The following is a 20575-nucleotide window of genomic DNA, read 5'->3' as shown; positions in this document are numbered from 1 at the left end:
CCCCCTGAGCCAGGGCGGGCTCGCGGTTATCGCTGCTGATAGGCCTCGACCAGCCGCTCGCGTTCCTGCTCATCGTAGAAGCTAGGGTCGTCGAACAGATCGGGCTGGCTGTCGTCGAAAATCATCTCCAGCGAAAGCGGGCTGGTCTGGGTCAGCGGCTCGAAGTGGGCGGGACGACCGGAGATCAGCTCGGTGACGCGACGCCGACGATACAACGCATAGAAGCCGAGCAGGGCCAGTACCGACGCTATATAGAGCGGTAGCGCCTGGGGGCCTAGCGCCCCCATCAGCGCCCCGGCGAGAATCGGCGCCAGTGCGCTGCCTGCCCCCTGGGTCACCAGCATGTCTGCCGAGGCCGAGACCACTTCTTGCGGATGCAACTGGTCGATCAACTGCGCTACGGCCAGCGGATAAATGGCAAACGAGAAGCCGCCCCACAGGAAGAACACGCTCATCAGGACCGCCTGGTTGGGCGCGAAGGGCATCGTGGCGGCGAGCGCGGCGGCTGCGATCACCACCCAGGTCAGGACCTGGCAACGGTCATGCTTGTCGGAGAAGCGGCCGATAGGCAGCTGCAGGAGTGCCCCGCCGAGTATCGTGACGCTCATCAGCGTCCCTATGTCGGCGGCGCTCCAGCCCAACTGACGAGCGTAGAGCGGCGCCATGCCCCAGAAGGCGCCCATCGCCAGCCCCGAGAGCACCGAGGCGGTGACCGATAGCGGGGCGAATCCGATCAGCGACTTGAGGCTGCTCTTGGCGTTTTCGGGCACCGTCGGCTGCTGGCGCCGAGTCATGGTGATCGGTAGCAGCGCCCAACTGATCAGGATCGCGGTGACGGCGAAGAGCAGGAAACCGCCCGGCGTGTCCAGGCGCAGGATCTGCTGAGCGACGGCAATCGCCCCCAGGTTGACCAGCATATAGGTGGCGAATATGCGGCCGCGCTCATGACTGGCGGCCTGTCCGTTGAGCCAGCTCTCGATCACCGTCATCAACGTGACGAAAGCCAGCCCGTAGAGGAAGCGCAGCACGATCCATACCCAGGGATCGACGAAGATGATGTGCAGCAGGGCGCCGGAGGCACAGAGCGCGGCGCAGAAGGCGAAGGTGCGGATGTGGCCGGCGCGGCGAATCAGTCTGCCGCTGATCCAGGTGCCGCAGGTGAAGCCGACGAAATAGGCCGACATGATCACGCCCACCATCGTCGACGAGAAGCCCTCGTCGCTGCCGCGCAGCGTCAGCAGGGTATTGATCAGACCGTTGCCAAGTAGCAGGAAGGTTACACTCCAGAGTATCGATTTGACAGGCTGAAGCATTGCCCGCATTTACCGCTCCTCGTGATCACAGGATTTTTCAGTTCGGTCCATTGCATTCGCGCCACCAGGCCGCTTGCACTTTTACCGATACCGGTATCGATACGGTTCAGGCTGGCTCGGCAGGTTGCAGTATCACCACCGCCAACGGCGGTAGCGTCATCGCCAGGCTGGCGGTCTGGCCGTGAAGCGGAGAATCGTCGGATTCCAACTGGCCCAGGTTGCCCACGTTCGAGCCACCGTAGCACTCGGCATCGCTGTTGAAGATTTCCTCCCAGCGTCCTGGCCGTGGCACGCCCAGGCGATAGCCCTCGCGGGGCACCGGCGTCAGGTTGGCAACGATCAGCAACGGCTCTCCCGTAGCGCTCCACCGCAGCCAGGCGAAGACGCTATTGGTATCGTCGTTGCTCACCACCCAGGTGAACCCGTGAGGGTCGAAGTCGCATTCGTGCAGGGACGAATGCTTCACGTATAGATGGTTGAGGTCGGTGAGCAACTGGCGAACGCCGCTATGGCGCGGTTCGTTGAGCAGGAACCAGTCGAGTTCGCGGTCATGGCTCCATTCTCGCCACTGGCCGTATTCGCAGCCCATGAACAGCAGCTTCTTGCCGGGCTGTGTCCACATGGTGGCGAGATAGGCGCGCAGGTTGGCGAACTGCTGCCACTCGTCGCCGGGCATCTTGCCGATCAGCGACCCCTTGCCATGCACCACCTCATCGTGGGAGATGGGCAGTACATAGTGCTCCGAGAAGGCATAGACCATGGGAAAGGTCATGTTGTGGTGATGGTACCTGCGGTGGATGGGGTCCTCGCCGATATAGCTCAGGGTGTCGTGCATCCAACCCATGTTCCACTTGTAGGCGAAACCCAGGCCGCCTTTGGCAGTGGGCTGAGTGACCCCGGGCCAGGCCGTGGATTCCTCGGCGATCACCACCGCACCGGGGGCTTCCTCGCTGACGACGTCGTTGAGGTGGCGCAGGAAGTCGATTGCCTCCAGGTTTTCATGCCCGCCGTACTTGTTGGGGATCCACTCTCCTTCGTTGCGCGAATAGTTGCGATAGAGCATCGAAGCGACGGCATCGACGCGCAGTGCATCGACATGAAAGTGGCGCAGCCAATGCACCGCCGAGGCCAGCAGGAAGCCGTGCACCTCGCGCCTACCCCAGTTGTAGATGAAGGTATCCCAATCCTGATGGAAGCCCTCGAAAGGATGCTCGTACTCGTACAGCGCGGTGCCGTCGAAGCGCGCCAGGCCGTGGGGGTCGGTGGGGAAGTGAGCCGGCACCCAGTCGAGTATCACGCCGAGTCCCGCCCGATGGCACTGGTCGACGAAATAGGCGAAGTCGCCGGGCGTGCCGAATCGGCCGCTGGGGGCGAACTGGCTCAAGGGCTGGTAGCCCCAGGAACCGCCGAACGGATGCTCCATGATGGGCAGCAGTTCGACGTGGGTGAAGCCCATTTCCAGTACGTAGGGAATCAGGTGCTCGGCGAGCTCGCGCCAGCTGTAGAGTTCGCCGTTGTCGCCACCGTGCTTGCGCCATGAGGAGGCGTGTACCTCGTAGATGCTGATCGGTCGGTTCGGTGCGTGCCTTTCGCCCCGATGGGTGAGCCATTCGTCGTCATGCCAGGTGAAAGGCCGGGTGTCGGCCACTACCGAGGCGGTATTCGGCGGGGTCTCGGTGGCGAGCGCCACGGGATCGGCGCGCAGGCCGAGGGCGCCCTGCGCATCGAGGATCTCGTACTTGTACGATTCGCCGGGTCCGAGGCGCGGCACGAACAGCTCCCACACGCCTGCAGGGTGACGCAGGCGCATCACGTGGCGGCGCCCGTCCCAACTATTGAAGTTGCCCACTACCGAGACCCGCCGGGCATTGGGTGCCCAGACGGCGAAGCGCACGCCCTCCACGCCATCCACTTCCATGGGCTGGGCGCCTAGACATTGGCCCAGGTGGCGGTGAGTTCCCTCGCCAATCAGGTAGAGATCCATTTCACCGAGCAGCAGGCCGAAGCTGTAGGGGTCCTCGGTCAGCTGTTCCCCGCTGGGCCAGCGGATGCGTAGGGAGTAGGGGGCCGCATACGGCAGGCGGCCGGCAAAGAGGCCGGGAATCTGCATGCCCGTCAGGCAGCAACGAAAGCTACCGTCCGGGCGATCGAGCACGTCTACGCCAAGAGCGCCGGGCAGGAATGCTCTCAGGAAAGGTCCGTCATCGCTCTGGTGAACACCGAGTGCCGAGAACGGATTGCCATGGCTGCCGCGTGCCAGTGCCTCCGCTTCTTCCTCGGGTAGCCACAGGCTCTTGTCCGGCATTGGCCTGGCGGTGAGATCATTCATCTGGTTCTCCTTTGTCCCATTGCTCGACCAGCGCTGCCAGACCCCGCAGCGGCACGCCTAGCCAGGCAGGACGATTGGAAATTTCGTAGGCGACTTCATAGGCGGTCTTCTCGAGGACGAACAGATCGACCGCCGCGGCTGCGCCGGCTGGATGCTTCCACTCGTGCGGCAGGGCCTGCGTGGCCTGCCAGTAGGCGTTAAGGAAGGCCTGGCGAGCGTGAAGCAGGCAGCGCTCCGCCACTTCGTGGCTGCTGTCATCCTGCCACTCTTCACTTTCACCGCCGGGGCGTATCTCATCCACTCGGGCGAAGGCGTAGTCGAAGGAGCGCAGCATTCCCGCCACGTCCCGCAGCGGGCTGTCCTTGGCGCGGCGCTCCTCCAGCGGGCGGTCGGGCTCACCCTCGAAGTCGATGATAAAAGCGTCGTCGTGGGCGACCAGCACCTGGCCCAGATGCAGGTCACCGTGGATGCGAGTCAGTAGGCTGCCCTCGGCCAGCGCAGCGATGGAATCGATGGCGGCCGAGAGCGAATCACGGCTTGCCAGGATCCGTTCGATCATCTGCTGCTCGGCCTCGTCGCACTGTTTTGCCTGGCGCTCGAGCAGTGCCAAGGCTTCCTCGACGCGCTCGCGCACCCGGCGTGTCCACTGTGCGACATGCGTGTGCGAGGCAATTTCGGCACGGAAGGCCGGGTCATCGCAGGGCGAGGCCAGCACGGCATGCATTTCGCCCAATCGCATGCCCAGCGTGGTAGCGAAAGTTTCCAGCTCCTCGCAGGCGCCATAGCCCGTCTCTTCGAGAACGCCGCCATGACCCAACTCCCGATCGGTCATTGCCTCGCGAACCGCGCGTCCCAGCGTGGCACGGAACCACGCCCAGGCATCGCCCTGGTTATCGATAAAACTCTGCAGGATCATCAGCGTCTGTGGTGTTCCCTGCTCGTCGAAGCGGGCCACCTCGCCCAGCAGTGCCGCGATATGGGTGAAGCCGCGCTCGGTGAGATAGCGGCCGACCTCCGCCTCGGGATGGACCCCAGGCTCCACTTTACGGAATAGCTTGAGCACCAGCTGGCGACCGATGATCACCGAGCTGTTGGACTGCTCCGCGCTCTGCTGCTCCACCTCGAAGGTGTCGGATAGTTCCAGCTCGGCGAAGACGTCAGTGGGCAGAAAACGGAGCTCGCCGGTGGTGCAAGGCAGTTTGCTGCATTGGCGCATGGCCTCGAGAATCGCCAGGGCAAAGGCGTCGAGCGTCAGCGCATCGGTCAGCAGCCCCACCTCGTGGAAGCGGCGTACCCGTGCCATGGCGAGCTGCTGGGGCAGGGCGCTGGTCTGCTCCTCCTCGCCGAGAAAAGCCAGCGGCAACTGGTAGCATTCGATGCCCTCGGCATGGTGGACTTCCAGCTCAGAGAGCAGCATGGCGTGCTGGCTGTGCTCCAGTCGGGCCACGTAGAGCATGCGCACCTGATCGATATGGGCCTGCTTGGTGGCGAACCAGCGTCGCTTGGGCAGGTAGCTGGGCAGGGTCTCGCGCTCGAGCAGGTGTCGCGCCGGAGCCTGGAAGATCTCCTCGAGTTGTCGCTTGATGATCAGCGTGACGTATTCCGGCATGGGCTCGGGTGCCGGCACATGCCATTCAGGCATGGCGGACTCTGGCGCCAGCAGGAACCAGAAGAAGCCATAGGGCGGCAGGGTGAGCAGGTACGGTGTCCGTCCGATCGGCGGAAAGGCACTGCCGCCGACCATCTCCACCGGTACCTGGCCGGCGAAGGCGGAGAGGTCGAGTTCCACTGCCTGAGCGGTGCGTGCCATGTTGGCCACGCATAGCAGCGTTTCCGTATTGCCATCATCGAGCGTCATTTCGCGCAGGTAGGCGAGGATGTGTCGATTGGCCGGATAGAGAGGCCGCATGGTGCCGCGGCTGAAGGCACGATGCTGATCGCGCACCGCGAGCAGGCGCCGCATGTTGTTAAGCAGCGAGTGCGGGTCGCGCAGCTGGGCTTCGACGTTGACGGCCTGGTAGCCGTAGAGCGGGTCCATGATCGCCGGCAGTACGAGGCTTGCCGGATCGGCTCGAGAGAAGCCCCCGTTGCGATCCACCGACCATTGCATCGGCGTGCGCACCCCGTCGCGGTCGCCAAGGTAGATGTTGTCGCCCATGCCGATTTCGTCGCCGTAGTAGAGCACCGGCGTGCCCGGCATCGATAGCAGCAGGCTGTTGAGCAGCTCGACACGCCTGCGGTCGCGCTCCAGCAGCGGCGCCAGACGCCGGCGTATCCCCAGGTTGATGCGCGCCCGGCGATCGGCGGCGTAGTGACTCCAGAGGTAGTCGCGCTCCTTGTCGGTGACCATCTCGAGCGTCAGCTCGTCGTGGTTGCGCAGGAAGATGGCCCACTGGCAGTTGGGGGGGATTTCGGGAGTCTGGCGCAGGATGTCGGTGATCGGGAAACGATCCTCCTGGGCCAGGGCCATGTACATGCGCGGCATCAGCGGGAAGTGAAACGCCATGTGGCATTCGTCGCCGTCGCCGAAGTAGGGGCGGGTATCCTCCGGCCACTGGTTGGCTTCGGCTAGCAGCATGCGGTCCGGATAGCGTTCGTCTATCACCGCGCGAATCTTCTTGAGGACTTCGTGGGTCTCGGGAAGGTTCTCGTTGTTGGTGCCCTCGCGTTCGACGAGATAGGGAATGGCGTCCAGGCGTAGCCCATCGACGCCCATGTCGAGCCAGTACTCCATGACCTTCAGTATCTCCTCGAGCACTCGAGGGTTATCGAAATTGAGATCGGGTTGATGTGCATAGAAGCGGTGCCAGTAGTAGGCGCCTGCCACCGGATCCCACGTCCAGTTGGACGCTTCGGTATCGAGAAAGATGATGCGAGTGCCGGGGTACTTAAGGTCGGTGTCCGACCAAACGTAGAAGTCCCGCTCCGGTGAGCCGGGCGGCGCCCGCCGGGCGCGCTGGAACCATTCGTGCTGGTCGGAGGTATGGTTGATGACCAGCTCGGTCAGCACCCGCAGCCCACGACGGTGTGCTTCGTCGATGAATTGCCGGGCATCCTCCAGCGTGCCGTAGTCTGGGCTGACGCCGGTGTATTCGGCGATATCATAGCCATCGTCGCGCCGCGGCGAAGGATAGAACGGCAGAACCCAGAGGGTATTCACGCCGAGGCTGACGATGTAGTCGAGCTTCTGGATCAGCCCCTTGAAATCGCCGATGCCGTCATCGTTGGCATCGAAGAACGATTTGACGTGAACCTGGTAAATGACGGCGTCCTTGTACCAGAGGGGGTCGTCGAGAAAATCGAGGGTCTCGACGGCGTGCGATTCGCTGCTGGCGTCCATCATGGCCATGCCCTCTTTGCTTGTGGGTACGCGTACCGGTGGCTAATGAATCGGGCGGATGCGCCAGATGGCGAAGGGCTGATGCCACGGTTCGAGTCGCAGCGATTGCCACTTGCCGTGCCAGGTCCAGCGATGCCCGCTCATCAGGTCCTCCCCCTGCAGGTCGGCGTCATCGGGCAGTCCGAATTCCCACAGCGGTAATTCGAAAATTCCCTCCTGAGCCTCGAACGGGTCGAGGCTGATGGCAGCGAGAATAAAGTTGTCCAGCGTCTCGGTACGCTTGCCGAAGAGCAGGATCCTCTCGTTGTGTACCGTGTAGAAGGCCAGCCCCAGGTGGGTCTGCAGCGCCGGGTTTTCCCGTCGGATGCGATTGAGCTGAGCGATCTCGTAGGTGATGTTGCCGGGCGCGGTATAGTCACGAGGCCGGATCTCGTACTTCTCCGAATCGAGGTACTCCTCCTTGCCCGGCACCGGTTCTCCCTCGCACAGCTCGAAGCCCGAATACACTCCCCATGAGCCTGCCCCCAAGGCAGCGAGAGCCGCTCGCAGCAGAAAGCCGGGCCGTCCCGAAGACTGCAGGAAGTAGGGGTTGATGTCCGGTGTGTTGACAAAGAAATTGGGCCGATAGCCCTCGCGCAGCGGCGATTCGTTCAACTGGGTGAAGTACTCGGTCAGTTCCTGCTTGGAATGGCGCCAGGTGAAGTAGGTGTAGCTCTGGTTGAAGCCCAGCTTGCCGAGTCGCAGCATCATCGCAGGCCGTGTGAAGGCCTCGGCCAGGAAGATCACCGACGGGTCGCGGCGGCGAATATCGGCAATCAGCCACTCCCAGAAGGGCAGTGGCTTGGTATGGGGATTGTCGACGCGAAATATCTTCACGCCTTCGCCGATCCAGCCTTGTACGATGTCGCGCAGCTCGATCCATAGCGAAGGGATCGCTTCCTCGGCATAGAAATCGACGTTGACGATGTCTTGATATTTCTTGGGCGGGTTCTCCGCGTAACGGATAGACCCATCGGGACGCCATGAGAACCAACCGGGGTGTTTCTCGAGCCAGGGATGGTCGGGCGAGCACTGGATGGCGAAGTCCAACGCGATTTCCAGGCCATGATCGGCTGCAGCGCGTACCAGATCACGGAAATCGTCTCGCGTGCCAAGTTCCGGATGTATCGATTCATGACCTCCCTCCTTGCTACCGATGGCGTAGGGGCTGCCGGGATCGTCCGGCCCTGCTTCAAGTGAATTGTTGGGTCCCTTCCGGTGCGTGCGCCCGACGGGGTGAATGGGCGGAAAATAGAGGACGTCGAAGCCCATGTCGCGAATCATGGGGAGGCGCGCTTGCACGTCACGAAAGGTACCGTGACGATGCGGGCTGTCGGTTTCCGAGCGGGGAAACAGCTCGTACCAACTGGAAAAGCGGGCCCTACGGCGCTCCACGTCCAGAGGATAGAGGACATCGCTCCGGGTCAGGTGCGGGCGATTGTCCGCTGCGTGCATGAGCTGCGCGGTATCGGTGTCGAGTAGCAGGGCAACCCGTTCGGCATCGGACTCGAGCCGTTGGAAGCGCTCAAGGGTGGCCTCGAGCGCCATTCTGAGATCGCCTTCGCTGCGCTCGATTGCCTGGACGACCTCACGCCTGCCCTCCTCGAGTTCGAGTCCCACCGGCACGCCGGCATGATGCTTCTTGAAGAGTTCGTGGCGGTAGGTGGCGTAGATGTCCCACCAGGCTTCGATGAGGAAACGGTGTGCTCCGACATGACGAGGTGTGAAGCGTCCCTCGAAGTTATCCAGGCCCAGCGGCGGTACCTGATGCATGGGCTCGCGGTGCTGATGGCCTTCGGGATCGAACCAGCAGATAGCGGCGGCCAGAATGTCATGGCCGTCGGCGAAGATCTTCGCACTGACGGTGATCGGCTCGTCGACGATGGACTTAGCAGCGAAGCGACCGTGATCCAGAGACGGCTTCACCGACTCGATGGCGATGCGTGGCGCATGGATGGCCGCCATGACATGGTCCTGTTCCGGCTCCTGCGTCGGGTCGGCGACTGGCGCCGAGTACGGAATTGAACTCATCGCATGCTCCTTTCTGTTTATTCCTTGGCCAGCCACCAGGCCTTCAGGTACCCCTCATGCCTGGATATCCAGGGGGCCGGTTTCCTGCAACAGCTCAAACAGGACCAGCGAACGCTCCTCCATCTCTTGTTCGTCGCCAAAGGCACAGTAAAGGGGGGCTTCGTCGAGGGGGCGGCTGGTATCGAGCCGGCACACCCAGCCGACGCCGCGTGGCACCTCGGGCAAACGGAACGTGACTCTATCGGGGCTGGCATTGAACAGGACCAGCAGCGAGCGGTCGTCGCCGGTGCGTCGAATGCCTGAAAGGCGCGCGCGGCCATCCAGCAGTACGCCGAGGCTGCGCGCTTCGGGATCCTCCCAGCGCGCCACGTCCATCTCGCTGCCGTCGGGGGCGAGCCAGGTCACCTCCTTGAGCCCCATCTCTTCGTTGTATTCGCCGGACAGGAAACGCCCGCGACGCAGGATGGGGAAGCGCATGCGCAGCTCGACGAGCCGGCGCAGGTATTCGATCATGTCGTGTGCGCCGCCCTCCAGATTCCAGTCGAGCCAACTGGTCTCGTTGTCCTGGCAGTAGGCGTTGTTGTTACCCCCTTGGGTGCGCAGCAACTCGTCGCCGGCGAGCAGCATCGGCGTGCCTTGAGAAAACAGCAGGGTGGCCAGGAAATTGCGGATCTGGCGTAGCCGTAGCGAGCGGATGGCGGGATCTGCGGTGGGGCCCTCCTCGCCGTGATTCCACGACAGGTTATGATCGTGGCCGTCCTGGTTGTCTTCTCCGTTGGCCTCGTTGTGCTTGTCGTCGTAGGCCACCAGATCGTGCAGAGTGAAGCCGTCATGGGCGGTAATGAAGTTGACCGAAGCGAAGGGACGCCGCCCGCGCCGATCGAACAGGTCCGCCGAGCCCATCAGTCGCGAGGCAAGCTCGGCCAACTGGCCTTCGTCGCCGCGCCAGAAGGCACGAACGGTATCGCGAAAGCGGTCGTTCCACTCCGCCCAGCCCGGCGGAAAACCGCCCACCTGGTAGCCGCCGGGCCCACAGTCCCAAGGCTCGGCGATCAGCTTGACCTGGCTGAGCACAGGGTCCTGGCGGCAGGAGTCGAGGAAGCCCCCGCCCTCGTCGAAACCATGGGGTTCGCGGCCGAGGATCGTCGCCAGGTCGAAGCGGAAACCGTCGACGCGCATCTCGGTGGCCCAGTAGCGCAGCGAGTCGGTGACCATCTGCAGCACCCTTGGGTGGCTCAGGTTCAGCGTATTGCCGGTGCCGGTATCGTCGATGTAGTAGCGCGGTTCATCCGGCAGCAGCCGGTAGTAGGAGGCATTGTCGATGCCCTTGAACGACAGGGTCGGGCCGAGCTCGTTGCCTTCTGCGGTGTGGTTGTAGACCACGTCGAGGATTACTTCGAGGCCAGCGGCGTGATAGCAGGCCACCATTTGCTTGAATTCATTGATGTTCTTGCCCGAGAGATAGCGCGAGTGCGGGGCGAAGAAGCCCAGGGAGTTGTAGCCCCAGTAATTGCGCAGGCCGCGCTCGAGCAAGTGCTGATCGTCAACGAAGGCGTGGATCGGCAACAACTCGATTGACGACACGCCCAACGAGTGGATGTAGTCGACCACCTCGTTGACCATCAACCCCGAGAAGGTTCCGCGCAGCGCTTCCGGCACCGCTGGATGACGCATGGTATAGCCGCGCACGTGGGTCTCGTAGATCACCGTGCGGTTCCATGGCAACTGGACGCCTTGCGCACGGCCCCAGGTGAAGGCGGGGTCGATGACTCTGCAGCGCGGCATGAACGGGGCGCTGTCGCGCTCGTCGAAGCTGAGGTCGCCGTCGGGGTGACCGATGGTATAGCCGAACAGGGCCTCGTCCCAGGTCAGCTCGCCGACGATCTGCTTGGCATAGGGGTCGAGCAGCAACTTGTTGGGGTTGAAGCGATGCCCCTCCTCCGGTTCGTAGGGGCCATGCACCCGGTAACCGTAGAGTTGGCCGGGGCGCACATCGGGCAGGTAGCCGTGCCACACCTCGTCGGTGAACTCGGGGAGCTCGATACGCTCCACTTCCTGGGTGCCGGTGTCGTCGAACAGGCACAGCTCGACCTTGGTGGCGTGGGCCGAAAACAGCGCAAAATTGACACCCAGCCCATCCCAGGTCGCGCCCAGCGGGAACGGCCAACCCTCACGAACCCGCGAGCGACGGATAACGCTGGGCGGCTCGGCTGTCGTGGCGGGTTCGTTCTGTTGCGGCTCCTGCCTCATATCGTTCATCTGCTCGTCCTTGAATGCTGTGGATCTCCTGTCCCATACCGATCACGTCTCGCGCTATTTGCGCGTTTTCGTGCGGCTGCTGCTTGCTGTGCTCTTGCCACTCTTGGCGGCGGAGGAGGTCGTCTTCGACGTTGCGCCACGGTTGCGCTTGGTGCCGTTCCCGGCGGTCTTGCCCGGTGCCTGGGACGTATCGGTGGCATCGGGCTGGGTCAGGCCATCGTCGGCGCGCCGTGGCTTGCGGGTGCGCTTGGCCGTGGCCGATTCCGGCGGCAGCGGCTCCATCGGCCCCGGGCCGGGTTCCGGTGAGGTCGCCGGGGCGTCTGGCCCGCCGCGGTTGGCGGTATCCTGCTGCTGAGCCCCGGTGCCGGTGGCCTGCTCGGCCGGTAGCGGGCGTGTCGACGCCGCCGTGGGTTCGGGCTCGTCCGGAGCCGGGCCTGGGCTGGCGCGATCCTGCACCGGCTCGTCCTGGGCGACGTCGCGGTCGTCGCGATAGGGCAGCTCGTCGAAGTCGGGCTCGCCGTCGGGAGAATCCAGCGGCAGGCGATTCTCCTGGATGCCGGTCTCGTCATCCTCGAGCGGCAGGTCGTCTTCCAGTATGGGTGGCTCATCCACCGGTTCGCCGACCTCGTCGAGTTCGACGTCGATGCCTTCCTCCTCTTCGGCAATGACGATCCGCAGTGCCATGTCCCAGTGGCGCTCCTGCTGTCCTTCGGGGCGGCCCTCCGATTCCCAGATCTTGTAGGCCAGGTTCCGTACACGCTCTTCGTTAGCCATCCTAGCTCTCCCCATGCCTGTGCATGTCTCGTATATGGATACCGACGGGAAATGCCGATAGCAGTTCCCCAGCGGCAAGGCTTTCGTCCGTTGCTCTCAGGGTGGTACCGGTCAGCGCACTTTGCCAAGCGGCGCACGACTCGCCGGTAACCCGCACCCGAGTATTGCCCCAGCGCGATGAAGGCACGTGGGGCCGTTCGGCGCCTTCGAGTAGCGCCGCGCACAGGCGTGGCACCGTCACCAGCAGCTGCTGGTCGCCATGCTGGCGTAGAAAGGCGACGAGCCTGTCTTCGTGTTCGCCCTCCACCGCCACGGGGCGGTAGTCGCCATGGGTAAAGAGGTCTCGATGGGCGTGGCGCAGTGCCAGCAGGCGGGCGATCATGGCCTGCTTGACGCTGCCGTCCCGCCAGTGTTCCAGCGCCGCGGCGGGCTCATGGTCCTGCTCCAGAGCGGCTTGGCGCACGGCATGGTCGACCGGGCGACGATTGTCGGGGTCGACCAGGCTGTAGTCCCAGAATTCACAGCCCTGGTAGAGGTCGGGCACGCCGGGCACGGTCAGACGAAGCGCCGTCTGCGCCAGGCCGTTGAGCGCTCCCGGCAGGTCCAGCTCGCGGGCTGCCGCTTCCAGCTCCCGACACAGCTCGGGCGTGGCCAGCACGCCCTGCAGGTATTCGCGACAGGCATTCTCGTAGGCATCGTCGGGCCACAGCCAGTGCGTGCGCAGCTTGGCTTCGCGTAGTGCCTTCTGCTGCCACTGGGCCAGTCGTTCGGCAAAGCGCTGCATGGCATCGGTGTCGCCGCGCACCAGCGTGGGCGACCAGGCGCCGAGCAGCATCTGGTAGAGGATCAGCTCGTCGCCCGGTGAGGGCGCGGGCCCTTCGGCTAACACCTGGCGCAGCGGGGCGGCCAGGTCGCGCCAGCGCTCGACCCGGGTGGCAAAGCCGCTGGCATTCTCGCTCAACGCGGCCAGACGGGCGCGCACATCCTCACCGCGCTTGTGGTCGTGGGTGGCCGTCGCGACCAGGCCATGGGGGAAATGTCGTGCCCGCCAGGCGTTGGCCTCGTGAAACTGGCGAGGCGAGTGACTGAGGTGCTCGCCGTCGAAGCCCACGTCGTTGCGCGAGATCAGCACCGCGCTGCGATAGCCGGCAGTATCTTCCACGGCCTTGGCCGCCACCGGCGAGGTGAGCTGCTGGAAGCGCACGATGGCGCGCTGGCGCAGCCAGCGCTCGTCGGCGTCCGCGGCACCGGCTGGCGCCTCGCCGCCCAACCAGTATTCCAGCCATTCCAGCACGCTGGCATCGGGCGGGCTCAGCTCGCCGCGGGCACCGGCCATGGCCTGGTCGAAGAAGGGTGCATCGAGTTCGGGGCGGCCGCCATCGTCAGCGTAGGTGCGGTAGACCGGGAAATGCACGATCAGCGCCGTCAACGCCCGGCGCACCGCGGCCAGGGTGATGTCCCGGGTCGCCAGGGAGTGGCGGGCCACCGCATGCAGGGCGCGGGCGCAGGCCTCGAATTCGCTGGTCAGCAGGGTCGTGAGTACCTCGCGCCGCGCTAGGCGCACCTCGGCAAGGAAGTCCGGTTCACGGCCGCTGACGTCACGCCATAGATTACCTAGCGGCTCGGCGCCGGCCGGGTCGTGCTGCACGGCGGAAACTGCGTTCATCAGCTCGTAGCCGGTGGTGCCGTCGACGCCCCAGTCGCGGTGCAGGGTTTCGTCGGCGGCCAGGATCTTCTCGACGAAGATCGCCACGTGGCGCACCGCGCCCTGCGGCCGCCGTTTCTGGATTTCGCCAAGCCGGGCGCGCAGTCGGCGGCAGTAGCCGCGCGGGTCGGCAAGGCCGTCGACGTGATCGACGCGCAGGCCGTCTATCCAGCCTTGCTCCACCAGGCGCAGCGGCAGGGCGTGAACCGCCTCGAACACCTCGGGTTGTTCGATGCGCAGCCCGCCGAGTTCGGTGATGTCGAAGAAGCGCCGCCAGTTGATCTCGTCGGCACCGCTACGCCACCACGCCAGACGATAGTGCTGACGCTCGAGCAGGTCATGCAGGCGAATGGCGCCGCCCCGGGTGGTACCGTCGAACAACGCCAAGGCCTGCGTGAGCGCCTGCTGTGCCGAGGGCTCCGTGAGCGCCTGGCGCAACTCTCGGCGGCACTCGGCGACCGCAGTGTAGGCGTCGTCGCGTTGCTGCAGGGCGTCGAAGTGAGGCGCCAGGTTCCACAATGCCGCATGCTCGGCGAGACGCAGCACATCGCCGTAGCCACATGGGTCGAGAGGAAAGCGGTGCTCGTGATAAGCGACGTGGAAGCTCGTCGTGTCTGGATCGTGGCGCAGCGCGAGGTCGGCCGAATGCAGCGCCTCGGCATAAGGTTCGCCGAGGAAGGGCAGCAGCAGCTTGCCGGCCAGCAGCGGGTCGGCAGGGTGCCAATCGATATCGAAGAAGCCGGCATAGGGGCTAGCCTGGCCCCAGGCGAGCACGTCCTGCCACCAGGAATTCTGCGAGCCCCCCACCGCGACGTGATTGGGCACAATATCCAGTATCAGACCCATGCCGTGTTCGCGCAGCCGTGCGACTAGACGTTCCAGCGCCGCTTCGCCGCCGAGTTCGGGGTCGATGCGGGTGGGATCGATGCCGTCATAGCCGTGGGGCGAGCCGGCCCGCGACATCTGTAGCGGCGAGGCATAGATATGGCTGATGCCGAGCCGGGCGTAGTAGCCCACCCACTGCGCGGCATCGTCGAGGGTAAAGCCGCGATGGAATTGCAGGCGAACGGTGGCACGAATCTCACTCATCGCTAGCCCCTCCCTGGGCGTCTTGGCGAGCTTGCTGGCGAGCCTCGGCGAGGGCGGCCAGGCGACCTGCCACCTCGGGCGAGGCGAGCAGACGTTCGGCGTCGTCCGGCAGGCGCCGCCGCCAGTTGGGATGCTCGTCGAGCGTGCCCGGCAGGTTGGCCTGTTCTTCCAGCCCCAGGGCATCCTCCACCGGCAGCAGCGTGAGCGGCGCCGGCGTGAACCCCAGCCGGCGCACGCAGGCATCGAGCACCTGCGAGGCGGGCAGGGCGGCAGCGTCGAGAGGCGACTCCGGCACGTGGTCATCGACCAGATGCAACGCACGAGCTAGTCGCGACCGCTCGACACGGCGCTCGGCGTACTCGTCGTCGGCATCCCGATCGTCGGCCAGCAGGCCGAATCGGCTGCGCCATTCGATGTCGCGCCCGGCCCACCAGCCGGCCAGGGTGGGCAGGTCGTGGGTCGAACTGGTGGCGATGGCGTGGTGCGACCACTTGACCGGTGACAGGAAGCCACCTTCCTCGTCGCGCTCGAACCACAGCACACGCATGCCGAGGATGCCGTGGCGTGACAACTGTTGGCGAAAGCCCGGAGCGACGGTGCCCAGGTCCTCGCCGATGACGATGGCACGGTGGCGCCAGGACTCCAGCGCCACCAGTCGCAGCAGGTCGGTCAGCGGGTAGCGCACGTAGCCTCCCTCGGTGGGCGCGGCGCCATGAGGCACCAGCCACAGGCGCATGAGTCCCAGCACATGATCGATGCGAAGCCCTCCGGCATGGGCGAAGCCGGCGCGCAACATGTCGATGAAGCTACGAAAGCCCGAACGTACCAGCCCTTGGGGCGAGAAGGGCGCGAGCCCCCAATCCTGGCCATGGACGTTGAAGGTGTCCGGTGGGGCGCCGATCGACAGGCCCTCGAGCATCTCATCCTGGCGGCTCCAGGCCTGGCTGCCGGCGGCATCGGCCCCCACGGCCAGATCGGCGATCAGCCCAACCGGCATGCCGGCCTCACGGGCCGAGGCCTGGGCGCGGGCGAGCCCTTCGCTGGCCAGCCACTGCAGGAAGGCATGAAAACCGCTTTCATGCGCATGCTCCTCGGCAAAGCGGGCCACATCGGGGCTGGCCGGGTCGCGCAGCGTCGCCGGCCAGCGGCGCCAGTCGCGCTCGCCCAGATGCTGCATCAGCGCCTCGAAGCGACAGTGATTCTCGAGCATGGTCCCGCCCGCCTCGCGGAAAATCGAGAGCGACTGGCGGGTTCGCTGTGCGTCGCTGTCCTGGCGCTGCATCAGCTCGTCGTAGAGGGCGCGCAGCCAGGCGAGCTTGGTCTCTGCCGCGCGGGGCCAGTCGATCAGCTCGTGCGCTTCCAGCTGCGCCTTGATTTCGCCCAGCCCACAGCGTTCAACGGCCGTTGCGACCGCGGCCTCGCCGAGCAGGGCCTCGGGGGCGGCGTGCAGCGCGTGGTAGAGCAGACGGCTCGATGGCGAATAGGGGCTGTAGTGCGTTAGGTCGGCGCTGAACATGGCATGCGTCGGGCTTACGGCCAGCGCCGCGGCGCCGGCTTGGGCGGCGTTATGCACGAGTTGCTCCAGCGCCAGGACATCGCCTATGCCGCCGTCGCCGGGACGGCGCAGGGCGTAGAGTTGCACCGCCAGGCCCCACAGGCGTGGCGCTTCGCTACCCTCGGCATCGGCTGGGGTATAGCAGCGCGGTGGGGCCACGGCCAGGGTCAGCTCGCGGTCGGCGACCAGCAGGCGATGGTAGCCGGCTACCCCGACCGGGGGGAGGCGACCGCGCTTGTCTAGTCGATCGTGTAACAGGTCGCCCTGTTCGAGATGCAGGCTAAATACGGTGCCGGCAGGAAGCGGTGACGGCAGGTCGGTGGCGATGCCACGCTCGGTGGTGATAAGCGGCGGCCACTGCTCGGGTGATGCGGGAGTTCGCAGTCGTTCCATACTCGCCGCGAGATCGTCGGGGCTGTCGGCGGGATAGCCGAGCCGGGCGAGCAGCTCGCGCTGGGTATCGGCGGAGAGCCGGTGCGTACGGCCCTCGCTGTCTTCCCATTCGAGGATCAGGCCGGCGGCATCGGCTAGCTGCGTCAGGCGTTGCTCGCTCATGCACTGATCTCCTCATCGCCGGGACCTGACCTCAGCCAGGCCGCGGCGCAGCGCGCCGGTAGGCTGCCGCTCTCGGTAGCGACTGCCGCGCCCTCGCGGGTCTCGTACAGGTGCCGTCCGACGCCGAAAGCGCTGGTCGCCACAGGCCGTTCGCTCAGGTTCATGGCGATGACCAGTTGGGTATCGTCGCTCATCTGCCAGCGGGCCACGACGGCGCCCTCGTCGAGGACTTCTGCGCCCAAGGCGCGGGCGCCATCGAGGCGTGGCACGATCTCGGCGTGGCGGATCGCCAGCAGGCGGCGAACGAAGGCCAGCCAGTCGGCATGGTGGGCGACATCGCGAGCGGCGAGGTCGGGCCGTGAGGACTCGAACGTCGCCGCGTCGTTGGGGTCGGGAATGGCGGCGCGCGACGCCGGGTCCTGAAAGGCACCGAAGGCGGCGAACTCCGCGCGGCGGCCCTCGCGCACGGCCTTGGCCAGCTCGGTGCGGTGGTCGGTGAAGAACAGAAAGGGCCGCTCGCTGGCCCACTCCTCGCCCATGAACAGCAGCGGCACCATGGGCGAGAGCAATAGCGTCAGCGTGGCGGCTGCCAATGTCTCCGGTTCGGCGAGCAGAGTCAGGCGCTCGCCCATGGCGCGGTTGCCTACTTGGTCGTGGTTCTGCAGAAAGGCGACGAAGGCAGTCGGCGGCAGATGAGCGCTCGGGCTGCCGCGAGGCGTGCCTCGGTGGGTTTCGTCCCCCTGGTAGATGAAACCCTCTCCCAGGCAGCGTGCCAGCTTTTGCGTCGAGGCCTCGGCAAAGTCGCCGTAATAGCCTTCGCTCTCGCCGGTGAGCAGCACGTGCATCACGTTGTGCCAGTCGTCGTTCCATTGCGCCGTGAAGCGCCCGGGCCCGAGCAGTTCGGCGTCGTTGTGCTCGTTCTCCAGAACCAGATGCACGTAGCGTCGCGGATCGATATGGCTGCGCAGGGCCTCGGCCATCTCGAGCAGGAAGTCGCGTTCAGCGATGGCATGCACCGCATCGAAGCGCAGGCCATCGAGGCGATATTCATCGAGCCACATCAGGGCGTTCTCGATGAAAAAGCGACGCACCATGGGCTGTCGAAAATCGATGGCCGGCCCCCAGGGAGTCTGGCGATCGCTGCGAAAGAAGGCGCCGGCATAGCGCGGCAGGTAGTTGCCGTCCGGACCGAAGTGGTTGTAGACCACGTCGAGAAAAACCATCAGGCCGAGGCCATGGGCCTCGTCGACGAAGGCCTTGAGTGCGTCGGGGTCGCCGTAGGTCTCGTCCACGGCGTAGGGCAGCACGCCGTCGTAGCCCCAGTTGCGTGCTCCCGGAAAGGCCGCCACCGGCATCAGCTCGACCGCCGTGACGCCAAGCTCGGCCAGGTAGGGCAGCCACTGGCGCGCTTGCGCCAGCCCGCCCAGCGTGCCCAGGTGCAGCTCGTAGAGCACCGTCTCGTGCCAGGGGCGACCCCGCCAGTCGGCATGACGCCAGGCATGGCGGTAGGGATCGATCACCAGGCTCATCCCCTCGATGCCGCCCGCCTGGGCGCGGGAGGCGGGGTCGGGGATGGCGATGCCCTGCTCGGCGTCGTCGAGGAAGACACGGTAGCGATAGCGGGCGCCGTGATCACAGGCCGCCTCGCCGACGAAGCGCCCTTCGCCGGCGTGGGTCATGGCGATGGCCGCCAGGCCCTCCACTTCGAGGTCGACCCGGCTGGCGCTGGGCGCCCACAGCGCGAACTGGGTCCAGTCCGGTCCTATCACCTGGGCGCCAAAGGTGTACTGGAATCGCTCTGCTTCGTTCATCCCGAGGCTGGCACCTCCACACCGGCTTCTTCGCTGATCTTTTGATAGAGCTGCGTATAGGGGGCGATCGACTGGCGCCAGTGATAGCGTCCGGTCATGGCCGCCCGCCGCATGGCATAGAACAACTCCGTGGAGTGGTAGACCGAGAAGGCCTGCTGAATCGCCTGCATGAAGCTGGCCAGGTTGACTTCATCGAACAGGAAGCCGGTAACGCCATCCTCGATGGTATCGGCCAGGCCGCCGGTGCGGTGGGCGATGGGCAAGGAGCCGAAGCGCTGTGCGTACATCTGGCTCAGGCCGCAGGGCTCGAAGCGCGACGGCATCAGCAGGAAGTCGCTGCCCGCATAGATGCAGCGTGCTTCATCCTCGTCGAAGCCGATGTAGACCCCCACGGCACCCGGGTAGCGCTCCGCCAGCCGATCCAACTGGGCCTCCACGCGGCGTTCTCCACTGCCGATGAAGACCAACTGGCCGCCAGCCTGGACAAGGCTGGGAGCTGCCTCGATGACCAGATCGACGCCTTTCTGGTGCACCATGCGCGACACCATGGCAAACAGCGGGCCAGCACTGGGCGCCAGACCGAAGCGATGGCGCACATAGTCGGCATTCGCCCGTTTGCCGCGCCAGTCATTCGCCGAGAAGGCCTGGACCAGGTGGGCGTCGGTGCGCGGATCCCAGGAGTCGTCGATGCCGTTGGGGATGCCGCTCAGCCGGCCCTGATCCGCCTTGCAGCGCAGCAGGCCATCCAGTCCACAGCCGAACTCGGGGGTAGTGATCTCCTGGGCATAGGTCGCGCTCACAGTGGTCACGTGAGACGCGTAGACGATGCCCGCCTTCATGAAGGAGAGCTTGCCGTAATATTCGACCCCATCGATATGAAAGGCCGATTCGGGAATGCCCAGTGCCGCGCAGCGTGTCTGGTCGTACAGGCCCTGATAGGCCAGGTTGTGGATCGTGAAAACGCTGGGTACCGTGAGCCCCTGCCAGGCGAGGTAGGCCGGAGCCAGGCCACATGCCCAATCGTTGAGATGCAGCAACTGGGGCTGCCAGTCGAGTCCGGCACGGCCGGCGGCGATTTGGGCGGCGGCCAGCGACAAGCGGGCAAAGCGGATGTCGTTGTCCTCCCAGCCGCCACTGCCGTAGCCTCCCGGCCCGGTCCCGTAGGGTCCCCCTTCGCGCTCGTAGAGCTCGGGGCAGAGCAGCACATAGATTACCAGACCGTCGCCGCAGGTCATCGCACCGATCTCGCAGGCGGGCAGGTCGGCATGCCCCGGCAGGTGGCCGACGCGGCGAATATTCACTGGCGAGTTGCGTACCTCTCGGTACGCCGGGAGAAGAATGCGAATGTCATGATGTGCCGCCAGTGCCCGCGGTAGCGCCGAAGAGACATCGCCGAGCCCCCCGACCTTGACGAAATCGGCGATTTCGGGAGTGACGAACAGGATGCGTTGCGATGGATGATTCGAGGTGCCTGTTCCAGGCGGTTTGCGATGGGCGTCGCCCCGCCTCGCAATTTCAGGATCTTCCAGCGTCATAACGCTGGAAGTTACATACTTACGGCCGGCTCTGTCACTTTCTGTAGCTGAATCGAAACCCTTCAGTGCTACATTGCCCATGGTCTTTGACCTCCCTGTATCGGCAATGATTGTCGCTGCCCGTCCTGACACCATCAGACTGCTTGTTTCGCCTCCTTTCGGGCTTTTCCTGGCCTCGAAGGGAGTCGTGAGCAAAAGGTGACGTTGCATAGGTATAGTCGATGAAGCCTACTTCGGCGA

The 20575-nt window shown here is 65.1% G+C and carries 10 protein-coding genes; all 10 read right to left on the bottom strand.

Going from position 1 to position 20575, the window contains the following annotated elements; genetic code table 11:
* Positions 1 to 26 precede the first annotated feature (26 nt).
* The 10 genes from HBJ55_RS17655 to glgA all read right to left on the bottom strand — a co-directional run bounded on the left by HBJ55_RS17655 (position 27) and on the right by glgA (position 20335).
* Positions 27 to 1322 carry an MFS transporter gene (locus HBJ55_RS17655; protein ID WP_167118037.1) on the bottom strand — a complete coding sequence of 432 codons (1296 nt, stop codon included), beginning with the start codon at positions 1320 to 1322 and terminating at the stop codon, positions 27 to 29.
* A 97-nt stretch (positions 1323 to 1419) separates the two neighbouring features.
* Positions 1420 to 3642: a 1,4-alpha-glucan branching protein GlgB gene (glgB, locus tag HBJ55_RS17650; protein ID WP_167118034.1), complete on the bottom strand. Its 2223-nt coding sequence runs from the start codon at positions 3640 to 3642 to the stop codon at positions 1420 to 1422.
* On the bottom strand, positions 3635 to 6985 hold the full coding sequence (gene treS / locus HBJ55_RS17645; RefSeq protein ID WP_167118033.1) for a maltose alpha-D-glucosyltransferase: 3351 nt from the start codon (positions 6983 to 6985) through the stop codon (positions 3635 to 3637). Before treS ends, glgB begins: the two co-directional genes overlap by 8 nt.
* Positions 6986 to 7024: 39 nt before the next feature.
* Positions 7025 to 9052 carry an alpha-1,4-glucan--maltose-1-phosphate maltosyltransferase gene (locus tag HBJ55_RS17640; RefSeq protein ID WP_167118031.1) on the bottom strand — a complete coding sequence of 676 codons (2028 nt, stop codon included), beginning with the start codon at positions 9050 to 9052 and terminating at the stop codon, positions 7025 to 7027.
* A gap of 54 nt (positions 9053 to 9106) precedes the next feature.
* Positions 9107 to 11311: a glycogen debranching protein GlgX gene (gene glgX, locus HBJ55_RS17635; RefSeq protein ID WP_167118029.1), complete on the bottom strand. Its 2205-nt coding sequence runs from the start codon at positions 11309 to 11311 to the stop codon at positions 9107 to 9109.
* 54 nt (positions 11312 to 11365) lie between these two features.
* Positions 11366 to 12085, bottom strand: a complete 720-nt coding sequence (locus tag HBJ55_RS17630) for a DUF2934 domain-containing protein (protein ID WP_167118026.1) — start codon at positions 12083 to 12085, stop codon at positions 11366 to 11368.
* Between the two features lies 1 nt (position 12086).
* On the bottom strand, positions 12087 to 14879 hold the full coding sequence (gene treY / locus HBJ55_RS17625) for a malto-oligosyltrehalose synthase (protein ID WP_167118024.1): 2793 nt from the start codon (positions 14877 to 14879) through the stop codon (positions 12087 to 12089).
* Positions 14872 to 16989: a 4-alpha-glucanotransferase gene (gene malQ, locus HBJ55_RS17620; protein ID WP_167118022.1), complete on the bottom strand. Its 2118-nt coding sequence runs from the start codon at positions 16987 to 16989 to the stop codon at positions 14872 to 14874. The genes treY and malQ overlap by 8 nt, the downstream gene beginning before the upstream one ends.
* Complete coding sequence (gene treZ / locus HBJ55_RS17615; protein ID WP_167118021.1) at positions 16986 to 18800, bottom strand: malto-oligosyltrehalose trehalohydrolase; 1815 nt, start codon at positions 18798 to 18800, stop codon at positions 16986 to 16988. The genes malQ and treZ overlap by 4 nt, the downstream gene beginning before the upstream one ends.
* On the bottom strand, positions 18797 to 20335 hold the full coding sequence (gene glgA / locus HBJ55_RS17610; protein ID WP_422674213.1) for a glycogen synthase GlgA: 1539 nt from the start codon (positions 20333 to 20335) through the stop codon (positions 18797 to 18799). The genes treZ and glgA overlap by 4 nt, the downstream gene beginning before the upstream one ends.
* Positions 20336 to 20575: the final 240 nt, after the last annotated feature.

The sequence above is a fragment of the Billgrantia bachuensis genome (genome assembly GCF_011742165.1).
GTDB lineage: Bacteria > Pseudomonadota > Gammaproteobacteria > Pseudomonadales > Halomonadaceae > Halomonas > Halomonas bachuensis.
Note: the sequence above shows the minus strand (reverse complement) of the source record. Positions and strands in the feature narration are given on the sequence as shown.

What these genes read in the sequence shown, in the direction of transcription:
- HBJ55_RS17640 (WP_167118031.1), bottom strand. Translation starts at nt 9,052, where the DNA reads ATGAGTTCAATTCCGTACTCGGCGCCAGTCGCCGACCCGACGCAGGAG.
- glgX (WP_167118029.1), bottom strand. Translation starts at nt 11,311, where the DNA reads ATGAACGATATGAGGCAGGAGCCGCAACAGAACGAACCCGCCACGACA.
- treZ (WP_167118021.1), bottom strand. Translation starts at nt 18,800, where the DNA reads ATGAACGAAGCAGAGCGATTCCAGTACACCTTTGGCGCCCAGGTGATA.
- HBJ55_RS17655 (WP_167118037.1), bottom strand. Translation starts at nt 1,322, where the DNA reads ATGCGGGCAATGCTTCAGCCTGTCAAATCGATACTCTGGAGTGTAACC.
- treY (WP_167118024.1), bottom strand. Translation starts at nt 14,879, where the DNA reads ATGAGTGAGATTCGTGCCACCGTTCGCCTGCAATTCCATCGCGGCTTT.
- malQ (WP_167118022.1), bottom strand. Translation starts at nt 16,989, where the DNA reads ATGAGCGAGCAACGCCTGACGCAGCTAGCCGATGCCGCCGGCCTGATC.
- HBJ55_RS17630 (WP_167118026.1), bottom strand. Translation starts at nt 12,085, where the DNA reads ATGGCTAACGAAGAGCGTGTACGGAACCTGGCCTACAAGATCTGGGAA.
- glgB (WP_167118034.1), bottom strand. Translation starts at nt 3,642, where the DNA reads ATGAATGATCTCACCGCCAGGCCAATGCCGGACAAGAGCCTGTGGCTA.
- treS (WP_167118033.1), bottom strand. Translation starts at nt 6,985, where the DNA reads ATGATGGACGCCAGCAGCGAATCGCACGCCGTCGAGACCCTCGATTTT.
- glgA (WP_422674213.1), bottom strand. Translation starts at nt 20,335, where the DNA reads ATGACGCTGGAAGATCCTGAAATTGCGAGGCGGGGCGACGCCCATCGC.